This window comes from Methylophilus sp. TWE2, from assembly GCF_001183865.1.
GTDB lineage: Bacteria > Pseudomonadota > Gammaproteobacteria > Burkholderiales > Methylophilaceae > Methylophilus.
Genome location: NZ_CP012020.1, coordinates 2,303,712 through 2,326,626, shown reverse-complemented (window position 1 = coordinate 2,326,626; position 22,915 = coordinate 2,303,712). Strand labels below are relative to the sequence as shown.

Here is a 22,915-nt window from a genome sequence, read left to right as displayed (position 1 = left end):
GATGAACAAGTTACGATTCAAATTGGTATTTAGCAAACGTCTGGGCATGCTGGTGCCGATTGCAGAAATTGCACGTACGCATCAGAAAACTGTGAGTTCTGCCAGTGCCTCTCGAACCGTGAACAATGCTTCCACGATTGAATTCCCTTTTTGGCGCATCTCTAGTGCAAGTGTTGCCCTGTTATTAGCGGGCTATCTGAGTTGGTTTTCATCGCCAGTACTTGCAATGGATGCCAATACCCTACCAACAGGTGGCAATATCGTTTCTGGCGCTGGCAATATACCAACTAATCCTGTCGGAAACGTGCTGGATGTGACGACAACGACCCAAAATGCAATTATTCGCTGGGATAGCTTTAATATTGGTTCAAAAGCCACTGTCAATTTTTATATGCCAAATGCATCATCCAGTGTATTGAATCGCGTGATGGGCGATGGTGCTAGCTATATTAACGGTGCACTGAATACACCTAATGGTGGACATGTGTATCTCGTCAACCAGAACGGGATTTATTTTGGTGCTGGCTCTCAAGTCAACGTCGGTTCGTTAACGGCGACCACGCTGGATAATATTTTTGATAACAGAATTGAAGATGTTTACAACCGAGGTATTTTGTCTAATGAAAATGAGCCCGTATTCTCATTTGCTGATGCAGTAGGCATTATTGAGGTGGCTGGCGCCGTTTATAACGAAAAAGGCGAGTTGGTCACAAAAGCCGCTGATATCAGAACAGCTGCCAATGGGCGCGTCATGTTGTTGGCGCCAGATGTTAAAAACAGTGGTGTGATTACTACCCCGGATGGGCAAACGTTGCTGGCGGCAGGTAAAACTATTTACATGGCCAAGCAAAATGAAAATATTCTGGTAGAGGTTTCTTCTGGAGGTACTGTAAAAAATATTGGTGAGATTGTCGTCGGTAACGGCAATGCCAGTCTGGTTGGTTTAGCAGTCAATCAGGAAGGCAGAATCACTGCCACGACTTCTGTAAGAAATAACGGAAAAATTCTTTTAAAGGCTGAAGAGATTCAATCTAAAGGAACCCCTGCAAATAACCGTTTAGGCACCGTCACGCTGGCAAAAAATAGCACCACACAGGTGCTGGTAGATACCCAGAGCACTGAAGAGGCTGTGCTTGGTCAAAAGCTTGGGGAGAAAAATCAGTCCATCGTTGAAATTCTGGGGAAAACCATTGATATTCAGGGCCGCGTGACGGCCAATGCCGGGCAGGTGAATGTGACGGCAAACTCAAATGGTATTGGGGAGTCCAGAATTTTTTTGGGTGACAATGCATTGATTGACGTCTCTGGCGTGGATGCCAATGCACCCATGTCACGCAATCAGCTTATCATACAGCTTTACTCTGAGCAGTTGAAAGACTCCCCTGTGTTGCGGGGTGGTCCATTGTTTGGTGAGTTCCTTTATCTGGATTCCAGAGAGGGGACACCTATCATCAGTCAGGCGGTGATTGAACAGGCCAAACTAGCGCAAAAAGAAACCATTGCTGAAGCGATGACCAACGGCGGCAGTGTCAAATTCACAGCCGATAGCGTGGTGACAAAAGCGGGCTCGGTGGTAAATACCTCCGGGGGCAAGACCAACTATGCGGCTGGAGATATTAAAGAAAGTAAGCTGTTGTTTAATGGCAACTGGGTAGATGCTTCTGATGCACAAGCAGGGGTTGCTTACGAATCGACGGGTTCAAAACTGACCATCAAAGACCCCCGCTGGGGCGTGACGCGCACTTGGGATCTTTCTTCCTCACCAGATGGTTCATATCAAGCGGGCTATGTAAAAGGTGGGAATGCCGGGACTTTTACAGTCCAGTCCAGTCAACTGGCATTACAAGGTGACGTGGTTGCCAACACAACAGTCGGTACATATCAACGTGGAGATAACGCGAATAGTCCAACACCCCAAGGAGGTGCGCTTAATATTAACTTAACCAGTAACAGCAACCTGAACTTTGTCAATCAACTGAGTGATCCGCTGAACAATGCTTTTAATGCCAATAGTGAACTAAGCGATCAGCAAAAGGCAGTTGCAGAAATTGATACCAAGGTATTGCGTCAAGGGGTTAACCGGTTAGTAGTAAATGCCAATGGCAAAATCAATGTCAACACGCAACTACAAACCAATCCTAATGGCAGTATTCAACTGGATGCCAATGGCGGTTTAAATATTAACTCCAATATCACGGCGGCAGGTGGTAATGTCATTTTGGGCGCAAGCGAGCGAACGAATGTGGTTTTAGCTAAAGGAGTCAATATCAGCACTTCCGGCTTGTTAACCAATGACAAACCTGGCATTGCTGGTGCCATGACTGGCTTGGTCGTTAAGGATGCAGGGAATATTACGGTCACGGACGGGCTTGTCATGCAAGAGGGAGCGCGAATGGAAGCTAATGCCGGCGCGTGGATCAAGCAAGACAAAACCACTGAAACCGGACATGGTGGCGATATTAACGTGACCCTCGCACAAGCCAAGCTTGATAATGATGCTTTTTCGGCCTATGGCATTTATGACTCAGGTAAAACCAGTCAAGGTGGCAAGCTGACGATTAATTTACAAGGAGATGCCGGTACTAGCCCGGTTAAGGATATTCAGATTGGCGGCGTTAACCCTGAAAAAGCGGATACTTTATGGCTGGATGAAGGCTTTTTTGGGCGAGGTGGTTTTTCGCATTACACCTTAAGTAATGAGAGTCGCCAGGATGGTGACATGGTGATTGGCCAGGAGGGCGTAACGACCCTTATACAGCCACAACAACGGGCTCTGGTTCTTGACGGAAGTGCGCAGACAACCAGCAGCGGTAACAGAATCAACCAGGTTGCGACATTGACCACGCCCCCTGCGATTGGCCGAAGCCCGGTATCATTAAGCATGCAAGCAGGGGATGACCTTACGCTACACGAAGGTGCAACCATTGTGACACAGGCGCCCAATAGCAAGACTGACGCCAAGGGAAGTGTGAGTTTAACTTCCAATGGGCAGATGACCATTTTGGGGGACATCACCGCGCCGGCGGCTGATATCACTTTGACGATTCAAAGACCGGAAGGAATGGATCCGATTGCCCCTAACAGGCAGTTTGATCCGACCTTGAGTCTATTTGTAGGAGAGAAGTCAGTGCTTTCGGCCAGAGGCCAATATATTAGTCCCCCAACAGTTGATGGTACGCTAAGAAATGCCAAGGTGTTGGATGCGGGCCATATTACAGTCAAGTCTGGTAACGGTGTGGTCGTCCTTAAAGAAGGAAGTCAGCTTGACGTGTCTGCTGCATCAGGCCTGGTTGACTTGCCCACTTCGAACAATTTTGTGCGTCAACAAGTGGATGGTAAAGCAGGAACCATTGAAATCGAGGCGCGTGACGGCATGGCGCTTGATGGCACCTTAATTGGCAAAAGTGCTGGTCAGGGCGAGGCGGGGACCTTGAAAGTAGTCCTTGGTGGAGATACTTGGTCTGCAGTTGAAAAGGATGACAATAACCCACTATTTTTACCCAACGGTAAGCGCTTGCTGACTGTGACACAAGCTAAACAGGTCATGGCTGATTTAAATCAGCCTGGGAGCAGTGTTGGTAATCTCATTCAGACTAACGATCCTGATATGCCATTGACCAATGCAGTGGGTAAGGGCCAGGTTTCGCAAGCACAAATCGCGGAAGGGGGCTTTGATCATGTGCAATTACATGTGAAAAACGTCGAAAATAAACCAGACAGCAAGATTGTGCTTGAAGCAGGCAGTGTGTTGGCAGCGCCTGCAAGTGTGACGCTCGATGCGACTGCTATTGCTGGCGCTGCGCGCATACAGGCGTCAGCGGTTAGCTTGAAAAATACGGGCAGTCAGCAATTGACGACACCAGCACAAGGGGCAGGTGAGATGGTCGTTGATGCTAATTTCATTGACTTGATTGGAAATGTGGCACTGGATCAGGTGTCATCTGTCAAGTTGAACAGCCGTACAGATATTCGCGGTCGTGGTGTAGCGAATGGCTTGCAGAGTATTGGTTCACTGACCGTCGCTGACAAGCTGGCGATGGATGCGGCGCAGATTTATCCAGTCAGTGCGGCCACCTTTAATATTAATGCCAAGGGTGACCAGAGCCTTGTCGTAATAACAAATTCGCAGGGGACTAAGCCAGATGTGCCAATGTCTGCACAGGGCAAATTGAATATCAATGCCGATCAAATTATACAAGCGGGTAATTTGCGCGCCCCTTTGGGTGAAATCAATTTAAATGCGAAACAAAGCCTAGTCTTAGCTAAAAACAGCTTAACCTCTGTTTCTGCAGAGGGTAGTGTGATTCCCTACCTCACGACGGTGTTAGGGGGGAATAACATGGTTGAGCAAGAGGGGAATGAAGACGCGATTGGGAAAAGTAAGCTGAATGAAAAGAAAATTACGCTGAATGCCAGCAATATTGATATGCAGGGCGGTGCCAAGGTAGATATTTCAGGCGGGGGAGATACCCTCTCTTATGAGTGGTTGCCTGGTATTGGTGGCTCGGAGAATGTTTTGTCCAAGCAGGGTTACTATGCTGTCTTGCCTAAGCTCGGCCAGCAATATGCCCCCTATGATTATTTGATGTATGGCAGCGCTCAACCTTCAGATCTGAATGTTGGGCAGTCCATTTACCTGAACGGTGGAAACGGACTGGCGGCCGGGACGTATACCCTGTTGCCAGCGCGGTATGCCTTGGTTCCCGGCGCCTATCTGGTAAAGGTCAGTAATGAAATTATGCCTATTAATACGTCGCTGGCCCAGTTAGATGGCTCGACCAATATGTCGGGTTATTTCACCCGCGTTGACGGAACGAGTCGCGGCCAGTTTGTCAGTTTTAATGTGCTGAGTGGGCAGGTCTTTTATAACAATGTGGGTACTAAAGACTATAAGGGGCCTGCAGAGTATCTGGTCACGTTAGGTAACCAATTCTTTATCAATAAATCCAGACAAGATGCAATGGTGACTCCCCAATTGTCTGCGGATGCTGGACAGCTGTCTATAAGTGCAACATCGCAACTGAATCTGGACGGTCAGATTGTGGCGCAAAAGTCGGCGGGTAGCAAAGGCGGACTGGTTGATATTTCATCCAATAAAATTCAGGTGGTATCAAATGTGGGTGCAATACAAGACGGTGTATTGCAGCTCAGTGCCAGTCAGTTATCTAATATTCAGGCAGACAGCGTATTATTGGGCGGGACACGTACCGTTTCAGGAAATACACAGACCATTACTACGCAAGCATCTGAAGTGACTTTTGCGAATGACGCAAACCATGTCGTAGAAAGTGCAGAGTTGATTGTCAGTGCAAAAGACAAGCTTAGTGTTAAAGCTGGTGCAGTCATTAAAACAGGTCCTGCTGCAACTCAGCCTGGAAGCGTGACATTAACTACGACGGGGGATGGTGCTTTGCTGGCAGTGTCTTCCAACAACGATTTGAGTCTCACCCGTACAGGTGCAAGTGCGAGCGGAGGCGAGCTTGAAGTTGAACAAGGCGCAAGGGTAGAGGTGACTCGCTCTGCAGTACTAGACGCGACAAAACGCTTCGACAAGTCTGGTGAAGTGAGTATTGCCAATGGCGGTAGTTTAACGCTGGGCTCGCAGCAATTTGCACTTGGTGACAGTAACCCTAATGCTGCCACTAAAATTGATGCGGCCACTTTGCAAAGTTATGGTCAGTTATCTGCAGTCACGCTAAATAGTTACAAACAAATTGATATCTATGGTGCTCTGAATTTTGGTTCCCAGGATTTAAATCTAAGGTTAAATTCCAGTGGTATGGCGCATCATGGCGATGGAAATGTGGTCATCAATGCCAAAACGCTTAGCTTGACTAATACGCTGGGGAATAGTTTTGTGGCTCCTCAGGATGTAGGCACCTCTCAGCTGACTATGAATACGGAAAACACTGTGTTTGGTACAGGCAATCAATTGAATATTGCCGGATTTGAACAGGTGAATGTCAATGCTGATCAGCAAATCAAGTTTGCCGATACTGGTAAAGTGAATATTAGTGCGGCAGAAACCAATTTACGCTCTGCTGTGGTGACCGCAGACACTGGCGCAAAATATGACCTGAGTACCACTGGCACTTTAAATCTGCTTAGTAACGGCAATGCCGCTGTAGCGACTACAGGTCTAGGTGCCAATGTTAATTTGTCCTCACATGCAACCACCATTGCCAATCGGGTAGAAATGCTGGCCGGGCAATTTAAAGCCACTTCAACTAATGCTGACTTAACAGTAGCGGCTAATGGACAAGTGATTACAAAAGCGACTACCGTCAAGTTTGATCAAACGCACAGCAAAACGACAGATGCAGGGAGTGTGTCACTCATCTCGAATACCGGCAACGTGGTGGTGGCGGACAAGGCCTTGATTGATATTTCCGGCGGTGAGCAGTCTGGTGATGCAGGCACTTTGAATGTGGATGCCAAGCGCGGACAGTTTACAGTGGCCGATGGTACGCTAAAAGCCAGCGCAGCAGGCAAGCAAAAACGGGGGCAGTTTAATCTGGATGTCGATCAGTTGGGCAACTTTAGTGAGGTTAACCAGGCGCTAGAGACGGGCCAATTTAATGAGGCACGCGATTTACGCGTCAGAAGCGGCAATGTGGATATTCAGTCAACCGATACAGTGACAGCCAAGCAGTTTACCCTGGGGGTTGACAATGGCAATATCCAGGTCGCTGGTACGGTGAACGCGGATGGCGATAAAGGCGGCGATGTTGCCATGTACGCCAGTGGTACCGTCACCCTTAAAAATACCGCCAGAATCACCGCCAAAGGCACACAAGCGAATCAATCTAACGGTGACTTACAAACAGGTTCTGGCGGCGACGTTTTGCTCTCCTCCAACAGCCTGAGCACAACGAATGCAGTCTTTGCAGAAGCAGGCGCACTCATTGACGTGAGTGGCTATGATAAAAAGGCTAACAATAATGCAGGCGTAGATGGTGCGGATGGCTCCGTGACCCTACGAGGACGCCGTGGCACGACGGGAACAGCAAATACAGTAAACGTTGCATTTAATACGACGAGTGCTATCAAGGGTGCTAGTGAGGTGCGAGTGGAGGGTGTACGGACCTATACGGCAACTACATTTGCAAGCACGATCGCAGGTCTTGTGACTGATACCAACAATTTTTACAATGCCAATCAAACTGCGGGCAGTTATGCGAATACCCAGGATGGTGTGGCTGCCCTGATATTACCTTACATTGAAGTGCGAAGCACCTCGGGAAACACCACGACTAATATGACTTCAAGCGCAGATCATAACTTGCGTGCATTTGGATCTGGTGTAAATACGCTAATTGCTGGTCGAGGAGGTGTCCTTTCACTGCGTTCAAGTGGTGACTTAAGAGTGGGTACTATCAGTGATGGATTTAGCACCCCGACCGCAGCAGGCTTGTTGGAGAGTAATGCCCAAACTTTTGATATCAGCTTGATTGCCGGTGCTGACTACAGTTCGGCGAATGTCAATAAAACGGTTCAAGACACTGGAAATTTAACATTGTCGAATGGCAAGATTATCAGAACTGGCGAAGGGGATATTACAGTTGCCGCTGGTAATGATATTACGCTAGGTACTGGGGTAATTTATACCGCTGGTAAAGCATCGCCCGATGCGGTGGGTTTTAGCAAGCCATCCGCGGCTACTGCTGCCAGTTATGTGAATAATGGCGGAGATATCAATATCATCGCACAAGGCAATATTTCTGGCACTGCCACCACGCAAAGTGTCAATCAGTGGTTGTTACGTCAAGCAGGTAATGAATCTAGCGAAACAGATACTAGCTGGTGGGTGCGCCCTGATTTATTCCAGCAAGGCGTTGCTGCACTAGGGGGTGGCGATGTCAAAGTGAGTGCGGGCGGTAATATTACCAATGTGTCAGCTTCTTCCGCGACTAATGCACAGTTTGATAATAAAGGCGAGAAACACACCAACAATAGCGTTATCAATGGCGGCGGCGATGTGACTGTGAACGCAGGCGGAAACATTACCAACGGAGTCTATTATGTCGGGCGAGGTGAACTGAATATCGGCGCCAATGGCAATATAGGCAAATCAGGCTCTGCAAACTCACAAGGTTTACTAATTGCCTTGCAAGATGCAAGCGCTAAAGTCAGTGCGATTGGTGATGTTAAAGTAGATACGGTGTTTAATCCGACTTTATGGGCTCAGGGCTCAACAAATTCACTCGTTGCCGATAATCATAATTACTTCAATACTTACTCCAGTGACTCAAGCTTTGATGTGTCAGGGTTGGTTGGAAATGTACAAATTGGTTTACAGCATAGAGATAATATTTCTTCTACTGGCCTAAGTACAGCAACTACAACGCTCAAACAGCACGACTATGGAGCTATTCATCCCGGAAAAGTCAGTGTAACAGCGTTTAATGGGGACATTACTAGCTATAAAATGATTTTGTCCCCAGCAAGCGATGGTCAGTTGCAACTGATGGCCTCAAACAATATAACAGCGGTTAACTCAAATTCTACTGGGAGTCAGTCGCCAACTGGTACGGTCATCATTTCCGATGCCGATGTGCTCAGTCAGTTCACCATTGATAACCCTTTTGTTGGGGATGTAAGACTGAGTGCATTAAATCAGCAGCTTGCAAGCTTTAAAACAGGTAACTCTGCGGTACCTGTACATAAAAACAACAACAATCAATCTGTGATTATTGCAAAAGAAGGTAGCGTCTCTTTTAAAGGCGCACCGTCCTCAAGCGATAGTGCCAATGTTTATGGTTTGAAGTCATCCATGCCTGTTTATATTAGCGCCGGTAAGGATGTGACCATGCACGCTTCAATACAACATAATAATCAGGGCGATATCTCTATTGTCAAAGCGGGCAATGACTTTGTGATGGACCTGCCAAATCCGGATGCTGAGTTCGTGGTAAATGGGCCTGGCGATTTGTTGATAGAGGCTTCACGTAATATTAATTTAGGCAAAACCAACGGGGTATTGTCTGTCGCTAATACTGTCAACGCTAACTTGCCTGAAAATGGTGCCAATATCACCATGCTGGCCGGTTTGGGCAAAGATGGAGCTTCAGTCAGCGAGTTTGTGAACACTTATATTAACCCCAATGGTGTTGGTCCTCAATCCATTGCTGGAGACGCGGAAAAATTAAGTGCATACCGCACTGTGGTAGCTGACAGTGTTCAAGGCTATATGCAAAACAAAACTGGCTCATCCCTTAGCAAAGAGCAAGCGATGGCTTTATTTTTGGCGCTCGCTGTGGATGAGCAGAAGCCACTTGCTTATGCACTGTATGGTATAGAAATGACCAATGCGATTGTCGATTATGTGCAGACAGGTAAAGCTAACCGTGGTGAAGAACTGATTGCAGCCATGTTCCCGAAAACGCGTATATATGAGGGCGATATGTTGATGTATCAGAGCCAGGTTAAAACCTTGCGTTTTGCTGACATCAATCTGCTCACACCTGGTGGGCTGATTAATGCTGGTGTCCCGGCTGCTGCTGGCGCTGATGCTGGTAAAGAAATCGGTATTGTGACCGAAAAAGGCGGTGCATTAAGGGTCTATGCGGATAAAGGCTTCGAAATCAATCAGTCCAAAGTCTCCACGTTATTTGGTGTTAAGGGCGGTGGCAGCGATCAGGATGCCGATGGAAACTTGCTTGGCGTCAGGGGTAAGGGCAGTGATTTAAGTGCTTGGGTCAATAATGGTGATATTGATGCAGGACGTGGCTCCAAGACTGCGCTGGCCGTACCTGAGCGTTTGGGTAAGTTGGATGATTTTGGTAATCGGATTGTCGAGCTCAAAGGCGTTGCTGCCGGTAGTGGTATCAGCACCTCAACTTATGATCCGGATGGTCCAATAGGCAACCAAAAAGAAGTGAAGGCTGGTGTCGTGTTTTTGGCTGCTCCGAATGGTGTACTCGATGCAGGTGAAGCGGGTGTTTCCTCTGGCGCAGATTTGTTTGTCGGTGCACAGGTGATTAACAATGCCACCAATATCAGTGCTGCAGGCAGCTCCGCAGGGGTGCCAGTTTCTGATACCGGGGGCTTGGCTGGTGCAGCTTTAAGTGCAACCAATACTTCAGCGGGAGCCAGCAATGCGTTGACTGAAAATATCGCCAATCAGATGAACAACCAGAATGTAGCACCTAAAGAGCTGCCACCTATCGTGACTGTCAAAACGATCCGTTTAGAAGATTAATCATTAATTCATGCAGTCTATATGCCCGCCTTTGGCGGGTATTTTTTTGTGACGCTGGTGTTTTGTTGTGCTATCCAATACAAGCGTTGTCTGGTGAAGGCAGGCGAACGCATTCCTACACAGACTAGACTACTCGTATGCAAGAAGTGTTTTATTTGGTCGTGTTTTCATAGTCCAACCTGACTAGTTAGCCGGTGCCAAACTTAATATTGGCGGCAATTCAAGTTGTTAAAGTATTCAGGATTTTAATCGAGCGAAAAGCTGCGGAGTCCTGAATGAAATTTAAAAAAATGCATTGGGCACTGGCCTGGTTGGGTCTGTCCTCCTTAAGTATCCCTGTCTATGCCGAGGTGGTAATTAGCCAGATCTATGGCGGCCAGGGCAATATTTATAACCAGGATTACGTTGAGTTGTTCAACAACGGTAGCGTGGCAGTAGATATCAATGGCTGGTCTGTGCAGTATGCCAGCGCCACGGGGAACGGTAATTTTTCTGCCAATGGCGTGACAACATTGTCTGGCTTGTTGCAACCTGGCCAATATTACCTGGTGGGTTTGCGTAGCGCGGCCAACGGTTCAGCTTTGCCTACGCCGGATACCAGCAATAATGGCACTGACATGAGCGGGACCAACGGCAAGGTGGTGTTGGTCAAGAGCAGCATCGGTCTGACTTGTAACGGTGGCTCTAATGTGTGTAGCAGCAGTCAGTTGGCGCAGATTGCCGATTTGGTAGGTTATGGCACGGCCAACTTTGCCGAAGGCTCGGCAGCACCGGCGAGTTCAAGCAGCACGGCATTGCTACGTAAGAATAATGGCTGTCAGGATACTAACCAGAACGGCAGCGACTTTGTGACCGGTGCACCCGCACCACGCAATAGCAGCAGCGCAGTGAATGTCTGCGGTGGCGGCAATACGGGAGGTGGGACAGGAAATCAACCGATTGTTACTTCTTGTCCGGCGATAACGCTGCAAGTGGGCGAGGTTGGTGCCGGTCAGGTGCAGGCGTCAGATGTTGACAGTGTGGTGAATGCCGCGACCTTGGCTTCTAATGCGCCGAGCGGCGTGAGTCTGGCCAATTTTGCCGCGGCCAGCAGTGATGGTCAGTCTGCCAGCGCGACGTTTCAATTGGATGGCAGCCTGCCAGCAGGGCAATACACGGCCGATATCCAGTTTGCCAATGATGAAGCGCAGACGGCAACTTGTACCGTCAATATCACGATTAAAAACAGCAATATCACCCGCATTTACGAGATTCAGGGCAGCGAATTGGGCACAGCCTCTGTAAGCCCGCTCAATGGCCAAACTGTCACGACAGAGGGTGTGGTCACTGCTGTGTTCCCTGGCCTGAATGGCTTTTACCTGCAAGATGCCACCGGTGATGGCAATCCACAGACTTCGGATGGTGTATTTGTCTATCTAGGCTCAGGCGTGAACCCTACGGTGAGCAAAGGGCAAAAAATTCGCCTGACAGCCAATGTGACAGAGTTCAATACCATTACCGAGCTGGTCAACGTGAGCGGCTTGCAGGTGATTGGCAGTGGCAACATTCTGCCAACAGACATTACCTTGCCAGAAGTGACAGAAGGTGATCTGGAAGCTTATGAAGGCATGCTGGTGCGTATCACCACACCGATGACCGCTTCGCAGAATTACTTCCAGGGACGTTATGGTCAGGTGACCTTGTCTGCCGAAGGTCGCATGATCAAGCCTAGCAATATTTATCCTGCCAACTCGACCGCTGCGGCACAACTGGCCGATGAAAATGCGCGCCGTCGCCTGGTGCTGGATGACGGTAGCAGTGCACAAAACCCCAACCCGATTCCGTTTATTGGCGAAGACAATACCTTGCGTGCCGGCGATGTGGTGGAAAACCTGACCGGGGTGATCGACCATGGCTTGATTACAGCCTCAGGTACAGGTCCGCGTGACTACAAGCTGCACCCGACCGAGCCAGTACAGTTTAGCCGCGTCAATGTGCGGACAGCGTCACCCGCCAGCGTGGCAGGTAACCTTAAAATCGCTAGCTTTAACGTACTCAACTACTTCACGACCTTTACCAATGGCGCCACTGCCAGTGGCCAGACCGGTCAAGGCTGCCGTTTGGGTAACAGTGTATCTGCCTCCAACTGCCGGGGTGCCAATAACCTGACAGAGTTCAATCGTCAGCGTGACAAGATTATCCGCGCATTGACTGCGATGAATGCCGATGTGGTGGGTTTGATGGAAATCCAGAACAACGGACTCACTGCGGCACAAAATCTGGTCGATGGTTTGAATGCGGTATTGGGCGCCAACACCTATGCCGTGATCGCTGACCCGGTGACGGGGACTGGTACTGATGCGATTAAAGTGGCCATGATCTACAAACCGGCAAAATTGACGCCAACCGCCGCGGCCTTGTCCGATAACGACAGTATCAACAACCGTCCAACGCTGGCACAAACCTTCCGTGCAGCCAATGGTGAGAAGTTCTCCGTACTGGTCAACCATTTTAAATCCAAGAGCTGCTCGGATGTCGCTGGTGCTAACCAGGACCAAGGTGATGGCCAGGGTTGCTATAACTCGCAACGACTCGCCCAGGCCAGCCGCTTGTTGCAATTTATCAATACGGTGCAAGCGCAGTCTGGTGATAGCGATGTGATGGTCATTGGTGACCTCAATGCTTACGGCAAGGAAGATCCTATCCTGTCTCTGGAAGCTGGTGGTTTGCAAGACCAGATTGCCCGCTTTAATGGCGAGAGTGACTACTCCTACGTGTTTGATGGTGAATCCGGTTACCTGGACCATGCCCTGGCCAGCAGCAGTATGGCCGCGCAACTGACCGGCACCACGCACTGGCACATCAACGCCGATGAACCGTTTGTGATTGATTACAACACCGAGTTCAAACCACAAGACCTCTACACCGATAGCCCTTACCGTTCTTCTGACCATGACCCGGTCATTGTCGGCGTGCAATTGGTAAAAACGGTCAACGGCAGTGCCCAGCGCGACACCTTGATCGGCACTGCAGGTGACGACGTGCTGACGGGTAGTCTGGGGGCAGACACCCTCACTGGGCTGGCTGGTCGCGACACCTTTGTTTACCAGAGCATGCGTGATGCCACAGACACTATCACTGACTTTACGCCGGGTGAAGACCAGCTGGACATCGGTGCCTTGCTGCAAAGCATTGGATATACAGGAGGTCAGCCATTTGCTGATGGCGTGGCGCGCTGGGTCAGTGTGGCTGGCGGTACGCAACTGCAAATCGACACCGACGGCATCGCCGGGGCTGCAACAGCCAAAGCATTGGTGACCTTAAAAGGATTAGCCATGAATCAACTGGACGCACAACGAGATGTGCGCTGGTAATCAACCATAACAAATCAGTGAGTTGTTTTTAAAAACCGAGTGAGAGGATATTTAAGATGAAAAAAATCAGTTTAATCGCAGCCTTGTTGCTGTCCAGCCAAGCTAACGCGGCACTGAATGCCGGTGACATTATGTTCACTGCCTTCAACGCTGACGAAGATGGTTTGTCCTTCGTGACGTTTGTTGATATTGCTGCAAATACCAAAATTTACTTCAGCGATAACGAATGGACTGGTAGTGCATTCAATACCGGTGAAAGTTACAACCAGTGGGTGTCCAGCGACTTGGTCGCCGCGGGTACCGTCGTACGCTTTTCTGCTTATGACAAAACCAGCCTGTCTGCATCTACCGGGGTGTTGTCACGCGTGACAGTGAGCGGTAGCAGCAACTGGGGCATTGGTAACGATAAAGAAACGGTCTATGCATACTTAGGCACTGCTGCCTCAGCACCAACCACCTTCCTGACAGCCATCACCAATGGCAAATTTGCCAATGATGGCTCGCTAACCAACACAGGTCTGACCAAAGGCGTGAATGCGATCGAATTGACTGCCAAAGCTGGTGCTTCCAGTGAACCAGACTACGCCGAGTACAACGGTGTGCGTGACGGCCTCAGCAACTTTTCTGATTACAAAGCACAAGTGGCGAATGTGAATAACTGGAGCGTGGACACCCTGAATAACAGTACTTCCGCTGCATTAATTCCAAATACCGCTGCTTTTAGTGTCAGTGCCGTGCCCGAAGCAGATAGCGCTGCCATGTTGCTGGCTGGTTTTGGCGTATTGGCCCTGGTACGTCGCCGTCAATCACGTTAATTATCAATGAGTGCCGTGATGCGTCACGGCACTGTGTGGAGAATGCAATGTTTAAACTGAAACAATTAACTGCTTATGTCGCACTGACCTTGACTGCCAGTGTGGCTTGGGCGGAGGGTGTGACTGTATTACATGTGGGTGACCAAGAAAGCTGGTTGCTGTCTGCGCAAGGTAACTTGCGTGATAGCAGTGGTCAGGCCATTTCTTTTTATGGTGGCGTGGACCGCCTGGCAACCGTGATGAAGAATGCTGAAACAGCCGCGCAAGCTGCCGGCCGTCATGTGCTCAAGCTGAATGCGGGCGATGCCTTTTTACCAGGTCCTCGTTTCAATGCCAGTTTTCAAAATCTGGGCAGCGCTTACATGGGTGGTCAGGACTTCTATGACACCATCGCTTTGCGTCAGATTGGTTTTGATGCGATTGTGTTTGGTAATCATGAGTTTGACCTTGGTGCCGATGTGGCTGCCCGTTTCGCTGAAGTGTCAGGTAGCACCTACCTGTCTGTGAACCTTAATTTTGATGCCACAAACCCCTTTGCCAGTCTCAAGGCTGCAGGCAAAGTGGCTCCATCAAAAATCATTACGACCAGTGCGGGCCACAAGATTGGCCTGATAGGTGCAACGACACCATTGTTGCCTAGTATTTCCTCTCCAGGGGCAGTCAATTTGATTGGCTTTGATGCCAACAATACCGAGGCACAAAACCTGCAGGCGCTAATTCCGCTGATTCAGGCGGAAGTGAATCGCCTGCGTAACGAGCAAGGCGTGACAACCGTCATCCTGATCAGCCATCTGCAAAATGCCGCCAATGAGATCAATGTGGTGATTCCTGCCTTGACCGGTGTTGATCTGGTATTGTCCGGCGGAGGTCATGAGTTAATGGTCGATCCTGACGATGCGCTGATCAACGGAGGCGTGGCTGCGACCTACAACTCACATCCAGTGAATGCAATAGATGCCAATGGCCATACCGTGCCTGTGCTGACCAGCCACTTTGGTAACCGTTACGTTGGGGAGCTCAACTTCACGATTGATGATAGCAATGGCACCTTTGTCGGGATTGACTCCAGCAAAATGATGCGCGTTTCGGGTGCCGCCGCAGATGCAGACCGCGTGAGTGGCGATGCCACTATCCAGGCGCAAGTAGTGACGCCAATCCTCAACTATATTTCTGCCTTGAATGCGCAAATCATAGGCACCACTGCGGTGAAGTTGAACGGCCCCACCCATACGACCTGCGCTGCACTGCCATGCACATTTGTCGCTGGTGTGCGTAACGCTGAAACCGGCTTGGGTAATCTGGTCGCTGATGCCATGCGTTTTGCCGGTAAAACCGATGTTGCGATCCAGAATGGCGGCGGTATCCGTACCAATATTGCGGCTGCCGGCAATGTTTCTGTTGGCGATACTTTCAATATCCTGCCATTTACCAACCTGGTCAAGCGTGCGCCTGCCATGAATGCGACTCAGCTTAAAGATTTGCTTGAGCATGGCTATGGCGATACCAGCCCAACTGGTCGTGCCAATGGCCGCTACCCACAAATCTCTGGCATGCAAGTGGTGTATGACAGCCGTAACCCTGCCAGAACCACGCAAGGGACTGGTAGCCGCATTCAGCGTGTAGTGCTGGATGACGGCACCGTGCTGATTGATAACGGTGTGGTGGTCAATAACCGTACTTTCTCATTCACCACCATAGACTTCACGGCAGCGGGTGGCGACGGTTATCCGTTTGCGGCCAATGCTGTGGAGTTTGAAAACAGCCCGTTCACGATTACCTATCAGGAAGCCCTGGCTAACTTCATTCAAACGCCAAAATCAGAGGGTGGCCTGGGTCGCTTGAATAATAGTGATGGTGATGAAATTACTGTGAATATGTATGGCCTGGAAAACCAGTATGACAAAGGTGGCCGTTTGATTGACCTGGCGATTGCTAATTCAACCGCTGGTGTCACGCGAACAGGCAGCGCTGGCCGTGATGCACTGGTGGGCACAGCCGGGGATGACATGATCAACGGTGGCCTGGGTGTGGATACGCTGACCGGTGGCGCAGGTAACGATGTATTTGTTTATAACAGCATGCGTGAAGCGGGCGACACCATTACTGACTTTACGCCTTATGCCGACAAATTACAGCTGACGGCCTTGCTGACTTCGCTGGGCGTGTCTGCCAATAGTGCGCTCACAGGTGGCTACCTGCGCTTGATGGACGTGACTGGTGGTGTACAGCTGATGGTCGATACCGATGGTGCGACAGGTCCTGCCGTAGCTAAACCATTAGTGACCTTGAAAGGCTTGACCGCCAAACAAGTGTCGCCAGCCAGAGACTTCATACTTTAATGTTTACTAAAGGAATTTTGCAATGAACACATTCATGAAAAAAATCACGTTGGCTGCCTTGTTGACAGTCGTCATCCCAGCCCAGGCAGCGATTCAATCCTGGCAGTTTAATGGTCAAGTTGAATCCGGTTACTACAACGGGTCAAGTTATCAGGGCCAGTTCAGCTTTGATGATGCCGGCCTGCTGGCATCAGGCACTGAATTGATCAACCTGAGCAGCCTGAACTTCACTTTTGGTGGCAACCTGTTCAACCTGGCAACGCCTGCTCTGGCCGATGCCACGGCCGTATTCCAGGATGGCGTGTTTACTGGCCTGGAGTGGTCTGTAGATTCCAACAGCCCGGCGATCGGGTTTAGCTTTATTGCAGGAAGCGCCGATGCCTCCGATGCTTTCTTGGCCTATGACACATCTCTGGGCTTGTCCGGTACTGGTAGTCTGGCCTATGCCGCTGCGGTACCAGAGCCGACACAATCCGGCCTGATGCTGATTGGTCTGGGCTTGATGGGCTGGATTGCTGCCCGCCGCCAATCCTGATTCTCTCTGCATCAACGCGTTTGCAATGAACGCACCAGCCCGGTTCGCCGGGCTTTTTTTCGCATGACGAATGGCTGCTTAAAAACGGTTAAGTAATCCCAGATTTTGCATGAGGTGATTTTCAATCTACTCGAAAGTGAACTTTGTCCATTTTGCATCGTTGGTTAAACAAAAATCGATGATTACCCTCAAATTTACCCGAAAAATCCATCAAGCAGTTCAGCGTTGTCATTTCCATTCCTAATGGAAAGTCTGTGGTAGAGATAACATCGCCTGAAGTGCAAAATACATGCAACGTGGAAGCCATGCGTGCTGACTGCCGACCAGTTCCGAATTGATGTGTTCAAATTCAACCCAAATCGTCTACCAGATAGTCTGTCGTGTGAGTGATGCGTTGATACGGTTGCCTGAGGGCCTTGTTTAAGCAGATTAGCCCCCGGTATTTGCCCCATGTGGCAGCGTCAACGGTCACTCCATTTGTTTTTTGTGAGGCTGTATACGTTGATTAGGCGGGGGGGCAGCGACGTTGCGTTTCGCAGGTATTGTTTTAGGAAAACCTTGAATGATGACAATTGATCAAGTGATATAGCACTTCCATCAGAACAACTTCTGTCACTATATGGCGTTGCTCCTATGGTGGCTAAGCAGGCAATATGCTTACTGTATGCTCGCAAATTTTTTTCGCCTCTTTTGTGGATGAGCAATTTAAATTGATAGCAGCGCCAGATAAGTAATTCGGATGATAAAAAAGAGCCGCAGGAGGCGGCTCTTTTCGATTAACAGCGGTCTGTCAAGCGCGACGACGGGCGGCGAAAGACAGTAATCCCAATCCGGCCAGCAACATTGCAACTGTTTCCGGTTCAGGGACTGCGGAGATGGTCAGGTTGTCCATGACAAAGGTACCGCCTGAGACTCCAAAGCGGTAAACATCTGCGGACGCACGCTCAAAACCGACAAACATACCTTCATCATAGCTGTCCCAAGCGGTATCAACGTTGATGGTGCGTGTTTCAAGCACGTTGCCGTTAATGTCATATGCAAAAAAATTCAGGCTGTTACTTTCACCGATGTCTTGATATTGGTTGATAAAGATGCCGACCTTTTGCATGCCAGAGGCAAAGCTAAAATGGATGCTGTCATTAGCATTGTTAAATTCAGCAGATAAAAATGTGCCATCGCGGTTTGCATTGCCCACGACACTCCACAGTCCGTTATCATTCAGGTCGAATGCATTTTGACCAACGGTCGCGAGGCCATCGGTGGTTAATGTCACACCATAGTCTAAACTCAGGCTGTTGCTACCACCTTGAGGCAACAGATAGCCATCAAAGGCATTAAAGTCAATCACATCACCCGTAAACGTGGCGGACGGTGAAGAAAATGAGGCTGCATTGGCTGCCGAGGAAGCTGCCATTAAAGCGACGATGCTAAGGGTTGTAAATTTCATCATAAGCTCCTGTCAATATAAAAGGGGGGGCAGCGCAATCACGCTGCCCGGTGATATTAAGTGCCGATAATGCCACCATCATTTTTGGTAATCACCACTACACCTGAGCGAGGACGGCCTGGGTTCAGCGGGGTAACGCCATCACTGGCAAAATTCCATTGGCTTTGTGGCCATGCAGAGTATTGCTCAGGGGCAGCCTCAGTGCCTGCATCACCTGGATGCTGAATCCCTACCCACAGGGTTTTCCCATCTGGAGTCATCGCGATACCGGTGACTTCAGCTTGTGGGCAAGCGGTCAGGAAGCGTTTGGCCTCTTTGGTGCTTGGGTCTATGCACACCATTTGATCCATACCCAGGTTGACAAAGTCTCCCGTGCCTGCGCCGGAGTCGGTTTGTACCCACATGCGGCCGAAGTCGTCAAACCATAAACCGTCTGGCGCACCAAAATCTGCACTGCCATTTGGCGTATCTACAATATTGCCTTTAAAGTCATTGGTGGCTAATGGCGTGCGCGCAGTGAGGGTGTCACCTGCTTGCACAAACATATCCCATGTAAAGGTCGTTGCGCGCACGCTGCGACCATCTTCACGCCAGCGGATCACACCACCATAAATGTTATTTTCGCGGGAATTAGCAGCATCCACTGGTGGGCGGGCGCCGCCAGCAGAGGTGGATCCGTCTGCTGCATTTACGCTGGCTGGTGATGTACCACGGCGGTTGTTGTTTGTTAATGTGCAATAAAGCTCAACCTCCTGGAACCCATTTATACGTGGGCGAGCGCCTACCCACTCTGGGCGGTCCATCATGGTTGCACCCACTGCATCAGCCGCCATGCGGGTTTTGATCAGGATTTTGGCCAGAACTTCAGCATCGTTAGCGCCAGCAAAGTTCGGGTTGTTGCGCAAGGCCTGTCCATTGACGCCGATACTGTCCGGCGTTAATGGCAACCAAACACCCGTCAGGTTGGCGTCAAAACGCGCCACATAGAGTGTGCCTTCATCGAGAATGTCGCGGTTGGCTGCACGGTTGCTTGGATTGAACTTGGCATTGGCGACAAATTTGTAGATGTAGTCGTTACGCTCATCATCGCCCATATACATGCCAAGATCGTTGGCAGTATCTACCACATATTGCACGCTCTCATGTTTAAAACGACCAAGCGCGGTGCGTTTTACAGGTACGCTTTTGGGATTAAATGGATCAATTTCAACAATCCAGCCAAAGGTATTTGGCCCATTAGGGTTAGCATCCAGCTCCCAGCGCGGGTCAACGGTATGCCATCTGTAGCCTGCCCCAGTGGTGCTTAAGCCATAACGACGATAAAGCTTGCTGTTCTCTGAACCTGTTGCAGTGGTATCTAACGTCCCGGCGGCGCGGCCAAAGTAACCATTAAAATTTTCTTCGCAAGTCAGGTAGGTACCCCAAGGTGTATAACCATTTGCACAGTTGTTGACTGTCCCGTAGCAGTAAGTCCCGTCTGTCATGCCGATAGGAGTGCTGCCGTTATCATCAATCTTGTAGTCCACCGTTTTCAGCAGTGCATGACCCGCAGCTGGGCCACTGATGCGCATTCTCGTATTGGCATCTATTCGTCTGCCATAGATGGAATTGCGTTGCACGCCCCATGCGCCTCTCACGCGTCTTGCCTCAAGGACATTCACGCCATGTGCTGCCTGCGATTTGCGAGCCTTAGCAATGTTGTAATTGGCATGGAAGTCAGGGAATAAAATTTCTTCGTGGGTATATTCACTGTTGGAGACAAGCAAGCCGCGATCACTGCTCAACTCGCCATTTCTTTCGGCAAAGGGGAAGAAATGCATGCCATCCGTGTGACCGCCATAAGCCAGACGCTGCTGTGCAGCTGTTTCAGTGGCTGTACCGCTAAATGGCATACCGCCACGCACGATGGGGTCACCCCAGGCGACAAATAATTCTGCGGTATAGCCAGGTGGCACAGAGACGGCATCGACAGCGCTGGCTGCCAGGTTAGGTGGGATTGGTGTAAAAGAGATGGGGGCGCTAGGCATCCCAGCAGAGGCAGATGCGCTTCCGAGCAACCCGGTTTTGGCCGCAGCTGCACCAGCTGGTGTGACTGCATTGGCAAAACCAGAGAGTGTCAAACCGCCAGCGGCAACCAAGGCTGTTGAGCTAATGCCAGTCATCAAAAACTTACGACGGTTGACATCCACCTGGTTCATCACTTCTGAGATGGAAGTATTGCCAGAGTCATTCAGTGCAACATCGTTGTTAGGATGCTTAATACCCTTCATTGTGTATTCTCCTGGTAAGTTGAAAAAATTCTTTTATCTACTGAATAAGCTGAAATTTCAGTATGCAAAAGATTCTATCTTTGAAGATACCGGTGAATATGAAGATTTCTTGCGTGATGGATTAGCTTATGGTCCCGTTTCACCAAAGGTTCATTTTGAAGTCATTGAATCACGAAAAAAGCGGATAAAAAAACTAGTCCGACTAGTCCGTTTTTCATGTGTCTGCAACATTCACTCTATAGACTCACCGCTCAAATTAACTTGTCAGCGAAGCTATGAAGAAAACATTAGGTTTATTGGTTGGATTGCTGGGGCTTAGCCTCAGCACTTCTGTATTTGCCGCCTGGAACAAGGACTGGGCGACCCAGCAGAAAATTAGCATAGACACTGCCAATATTAAGGAAGCCGTCAACCAGGCGCCTGTTTTGGTGCGTCTGCATTCCGGTAATTTTGATTTTACCGGGGCAAATGTGGACGGTGCTGACCTGCGTTTTATTGCGGCAGATGACAAGACGGAGCTGAAGTTTTCACTGGAAAAATATGATGCAGTGAATGAATTGGCGGTGGCCTGGGTGGTTTTGCCGCAAGTTTCTTCCGCGAATAAAGACCTTGCGATCAGTCTTGCCACTGGCAATGAATCAGCTACGTCTGCCAGTGATGCGCAAGCGCTCAATGATCCTGCCCTGCTTGCAAGATTTGCTTTCTCTGACAATGCCTTGTTAAAAGATAGCGGCCCCAATCAATTGATCGCCGCGGGTAATGCTACCGTGCAAAAAGCCGGCCTGATCGCTGAAAGCGCAATACTAACCAATAGCCCGGTAACGATTACTTTATCTGCTGCGCCGGTCCTGGCCAATGGCAGCACCTGGTCTGTATGGTTAAAACCTGCCAACCTGCCACAAACAGCAGAAATTTTTAAAAGCGGCAACGTGACGTTGAAGCTGGAAGGCACTACGCTGGCGTTGCAAGCCGGTACCGCCAGCACGCAAGGTGGTGAACTGAAGCCTGGCCAATGGCAGCATATTGCGCTGGTATTCCAGGGTGACCAGGCCATCATTTATGTGAATGGGCAAGTGACAGGTCAAGTGAAAGCGAGCGATGCACAGGCTGCTACAGATCTTACTTTAGGCCAGAACTTAAATGCCGAAGTTGATGAGCTGCAACTTGCTTCAACGGCCCGCAGTGCTTCCTGGCTGGCGCTGGTCGCGCAATCACAGGGTGCGGATGCCAGTTTGGTGAAAGTGATTCCGTCCGATGCTGAAGAAGAAGGTGAGGGTGGTGAAGCCAATTATATGGGCATCCTCATTGACAGCCTGACAGTCGACGCCAAAGTGGTGATTGCCATCCTGGCGGTGATGTTCGCCATCAGTGTCTGGGTCATGGTGAGCAAGGCACGTCTGGTCACCCGCACTGACAAAGACAATGCCTTGTTTCTCAAGCGCTTCCAACAATCCAATGCCAATGATTTGCTGTCGCTGGATAAAACCGGTAGCTACACGCATTCCAGCCTGTTTGGTTTATACAAAGCTGGCCTGCGCGAAATCAAAAAGCGCGAAGTTGACGGCAAAGTGGCGCTTGGCGGCGCGTCTATCGATGCGATCAAGGCGGCTGTCGATGCTGACCTGGTGCGTGAAACCCAGCGCATGAACAGCATGATGGTGCTACTCACCATTGCAATTTCCGGTGGTCCTTTCCTTGGCCTGCTGGGGACGGTGGTGGGTGTGATGATCACCTTTGCCGCGATTGCCGCTGCGGGTGACGTCAACGTCAATGCGATTGCGCCTGGTATTGCGGCAGCCTTGCTGGCGACTGTGGCTGGTCTGGGCGTGGCGATTCCTGCCCTGTTTGGCTACAACTACCTGGCCAGCCGCGTCAAAAACATCACCATCGCCATGCAAATTTTTGTCGATGAATTCATTACCCGTACCGCCGAACTGTACGGTAAGGAATAAGGC

Annotated in this window: 8 protein-coding genes; 6 read left to right on the top strand and 2 right to left on the bottom strand. The window is 49.8% G+C overall.

The genetic code is table 11. From position 1 onward, the window contains the following. Window position 1: 1 nt before the first annotated feature. The 5 genes from ACJ67_RS10910 to ACJ67_RS10890 all read left to right on the top strand — a co-directional run bounded on the left by ACJ67_RS10910 (window position 2) and on the right by ACJ67_RS10890 (window position 17,243). The gene (locus tag ACJ67_RS10910) at window positions 2-10,201 is read left to right on the top strand and encodes a filamentous haemagglutinin family protein (protein ID WP_231587161.1); all 10,200 of its coding nucleotides are present in this window, start codon (window positions 2-4) and stop codon (window positions 10,199-10,201) included. 275 nt (window positions 10,202-10,476) lie between these two features. After that, the gene (locus tag ACJ67_RS10905) at window positions 10,477-13,554 is read left to right on the top strand and encodes an ExeM/NucH family extracellular endonuclease (protein ID WP_049639092.1); all 3,078 of its coding nucleotides are present in this window, start codon (window positions 10,477-10,479) and stop codon (window positions 13,552-13,554) included. A gap of 56 nt (window positions 13,555-13,610) precedes the next feature. Further along, window positions 13,611-14,369, top strand: a complete 759-nt coding sequence (locus tag ACJ67_RS10900; protein ID WP_049639091.1) for a PEP-CTERM sorting domain-containing protein — start codon at window positions 13,611-13,613, stop codon at window positions 14,367-14,369. 47 nt (window positions 14,370-14,416) lie between these two features. After that, window positions 14,417-16,708, top strand: a complete 2,292-nt coding sequence (locus ACJ67_RS10895; RefSeq protein ID WP_049639090.1) for a 5'-nucleotidase C-terminal domain-containing protein — start codon at window positions 14,417-14,419, stop codon at window positions 16,706-16,708. 34 nt (window positions 16,709-16,742) lie between these two features. Beyond that, window positions 16,743-17,243 (top strand): PEP-CTERM sorting domain-containing protein, encoded by a 501-nt coding sequence (locus ACJ67_RS10890; protein ID WP_231587160.1) that lies wholly within the window; start codon window positions 16,743-16,745, stop codon window positions 17,241-17,243. 790 nt (window positions 17,244-18,033) lie between these two features. Here ACJ67_RS10890 and ACJ67_RS14925 read toward each other — a convergent pair. Further along, the gene (locus ACJ67_RS14925) at window positions 18,034-18,693 is read right to left on the bottom strand and encodes an FxDxF family PEP-CTERM protein (protein ID WP_231587159.1); all 660 of its coding nucleotides are present in this window, start codon (window positions 18,691-18,693) and stop codon (window positions 18,034-18,036) included. Between the two features lie 53 nt (window positions 18,694-18,746). Continuing rightward, the gene (locus tag ACJ67_RS10880; protein ID WP_049639088.1) at window positions 18,747-20,960 is read right to left on the bottom strand and encodes a PhoX family phosphatase; all 2,214 of its coding nucleotides are present in this window, start codon (window positions 20,958-20,960) and stop codon (window positions 18,747-18,749) included. 275 nt (window positions 20,961-21,235) lie between these two features. Between ACJ67_RS10880 and ACJ67_RS10875 the strand changes: the two genes are divergently transcribed. Then, a complete protein-coding gene (locus ACJ67_RS10875) occupies window positions 21,236-22,912 on the top strand; it encodes a DUF2341 domain-containing protein (RefSeq protein ID WP_049639087.1) in 1,677 nt (558 codons plus the stop codon). The last annotated feature ends 3 nt before the right edge of the window (window positions 22,913-22,915 follow it).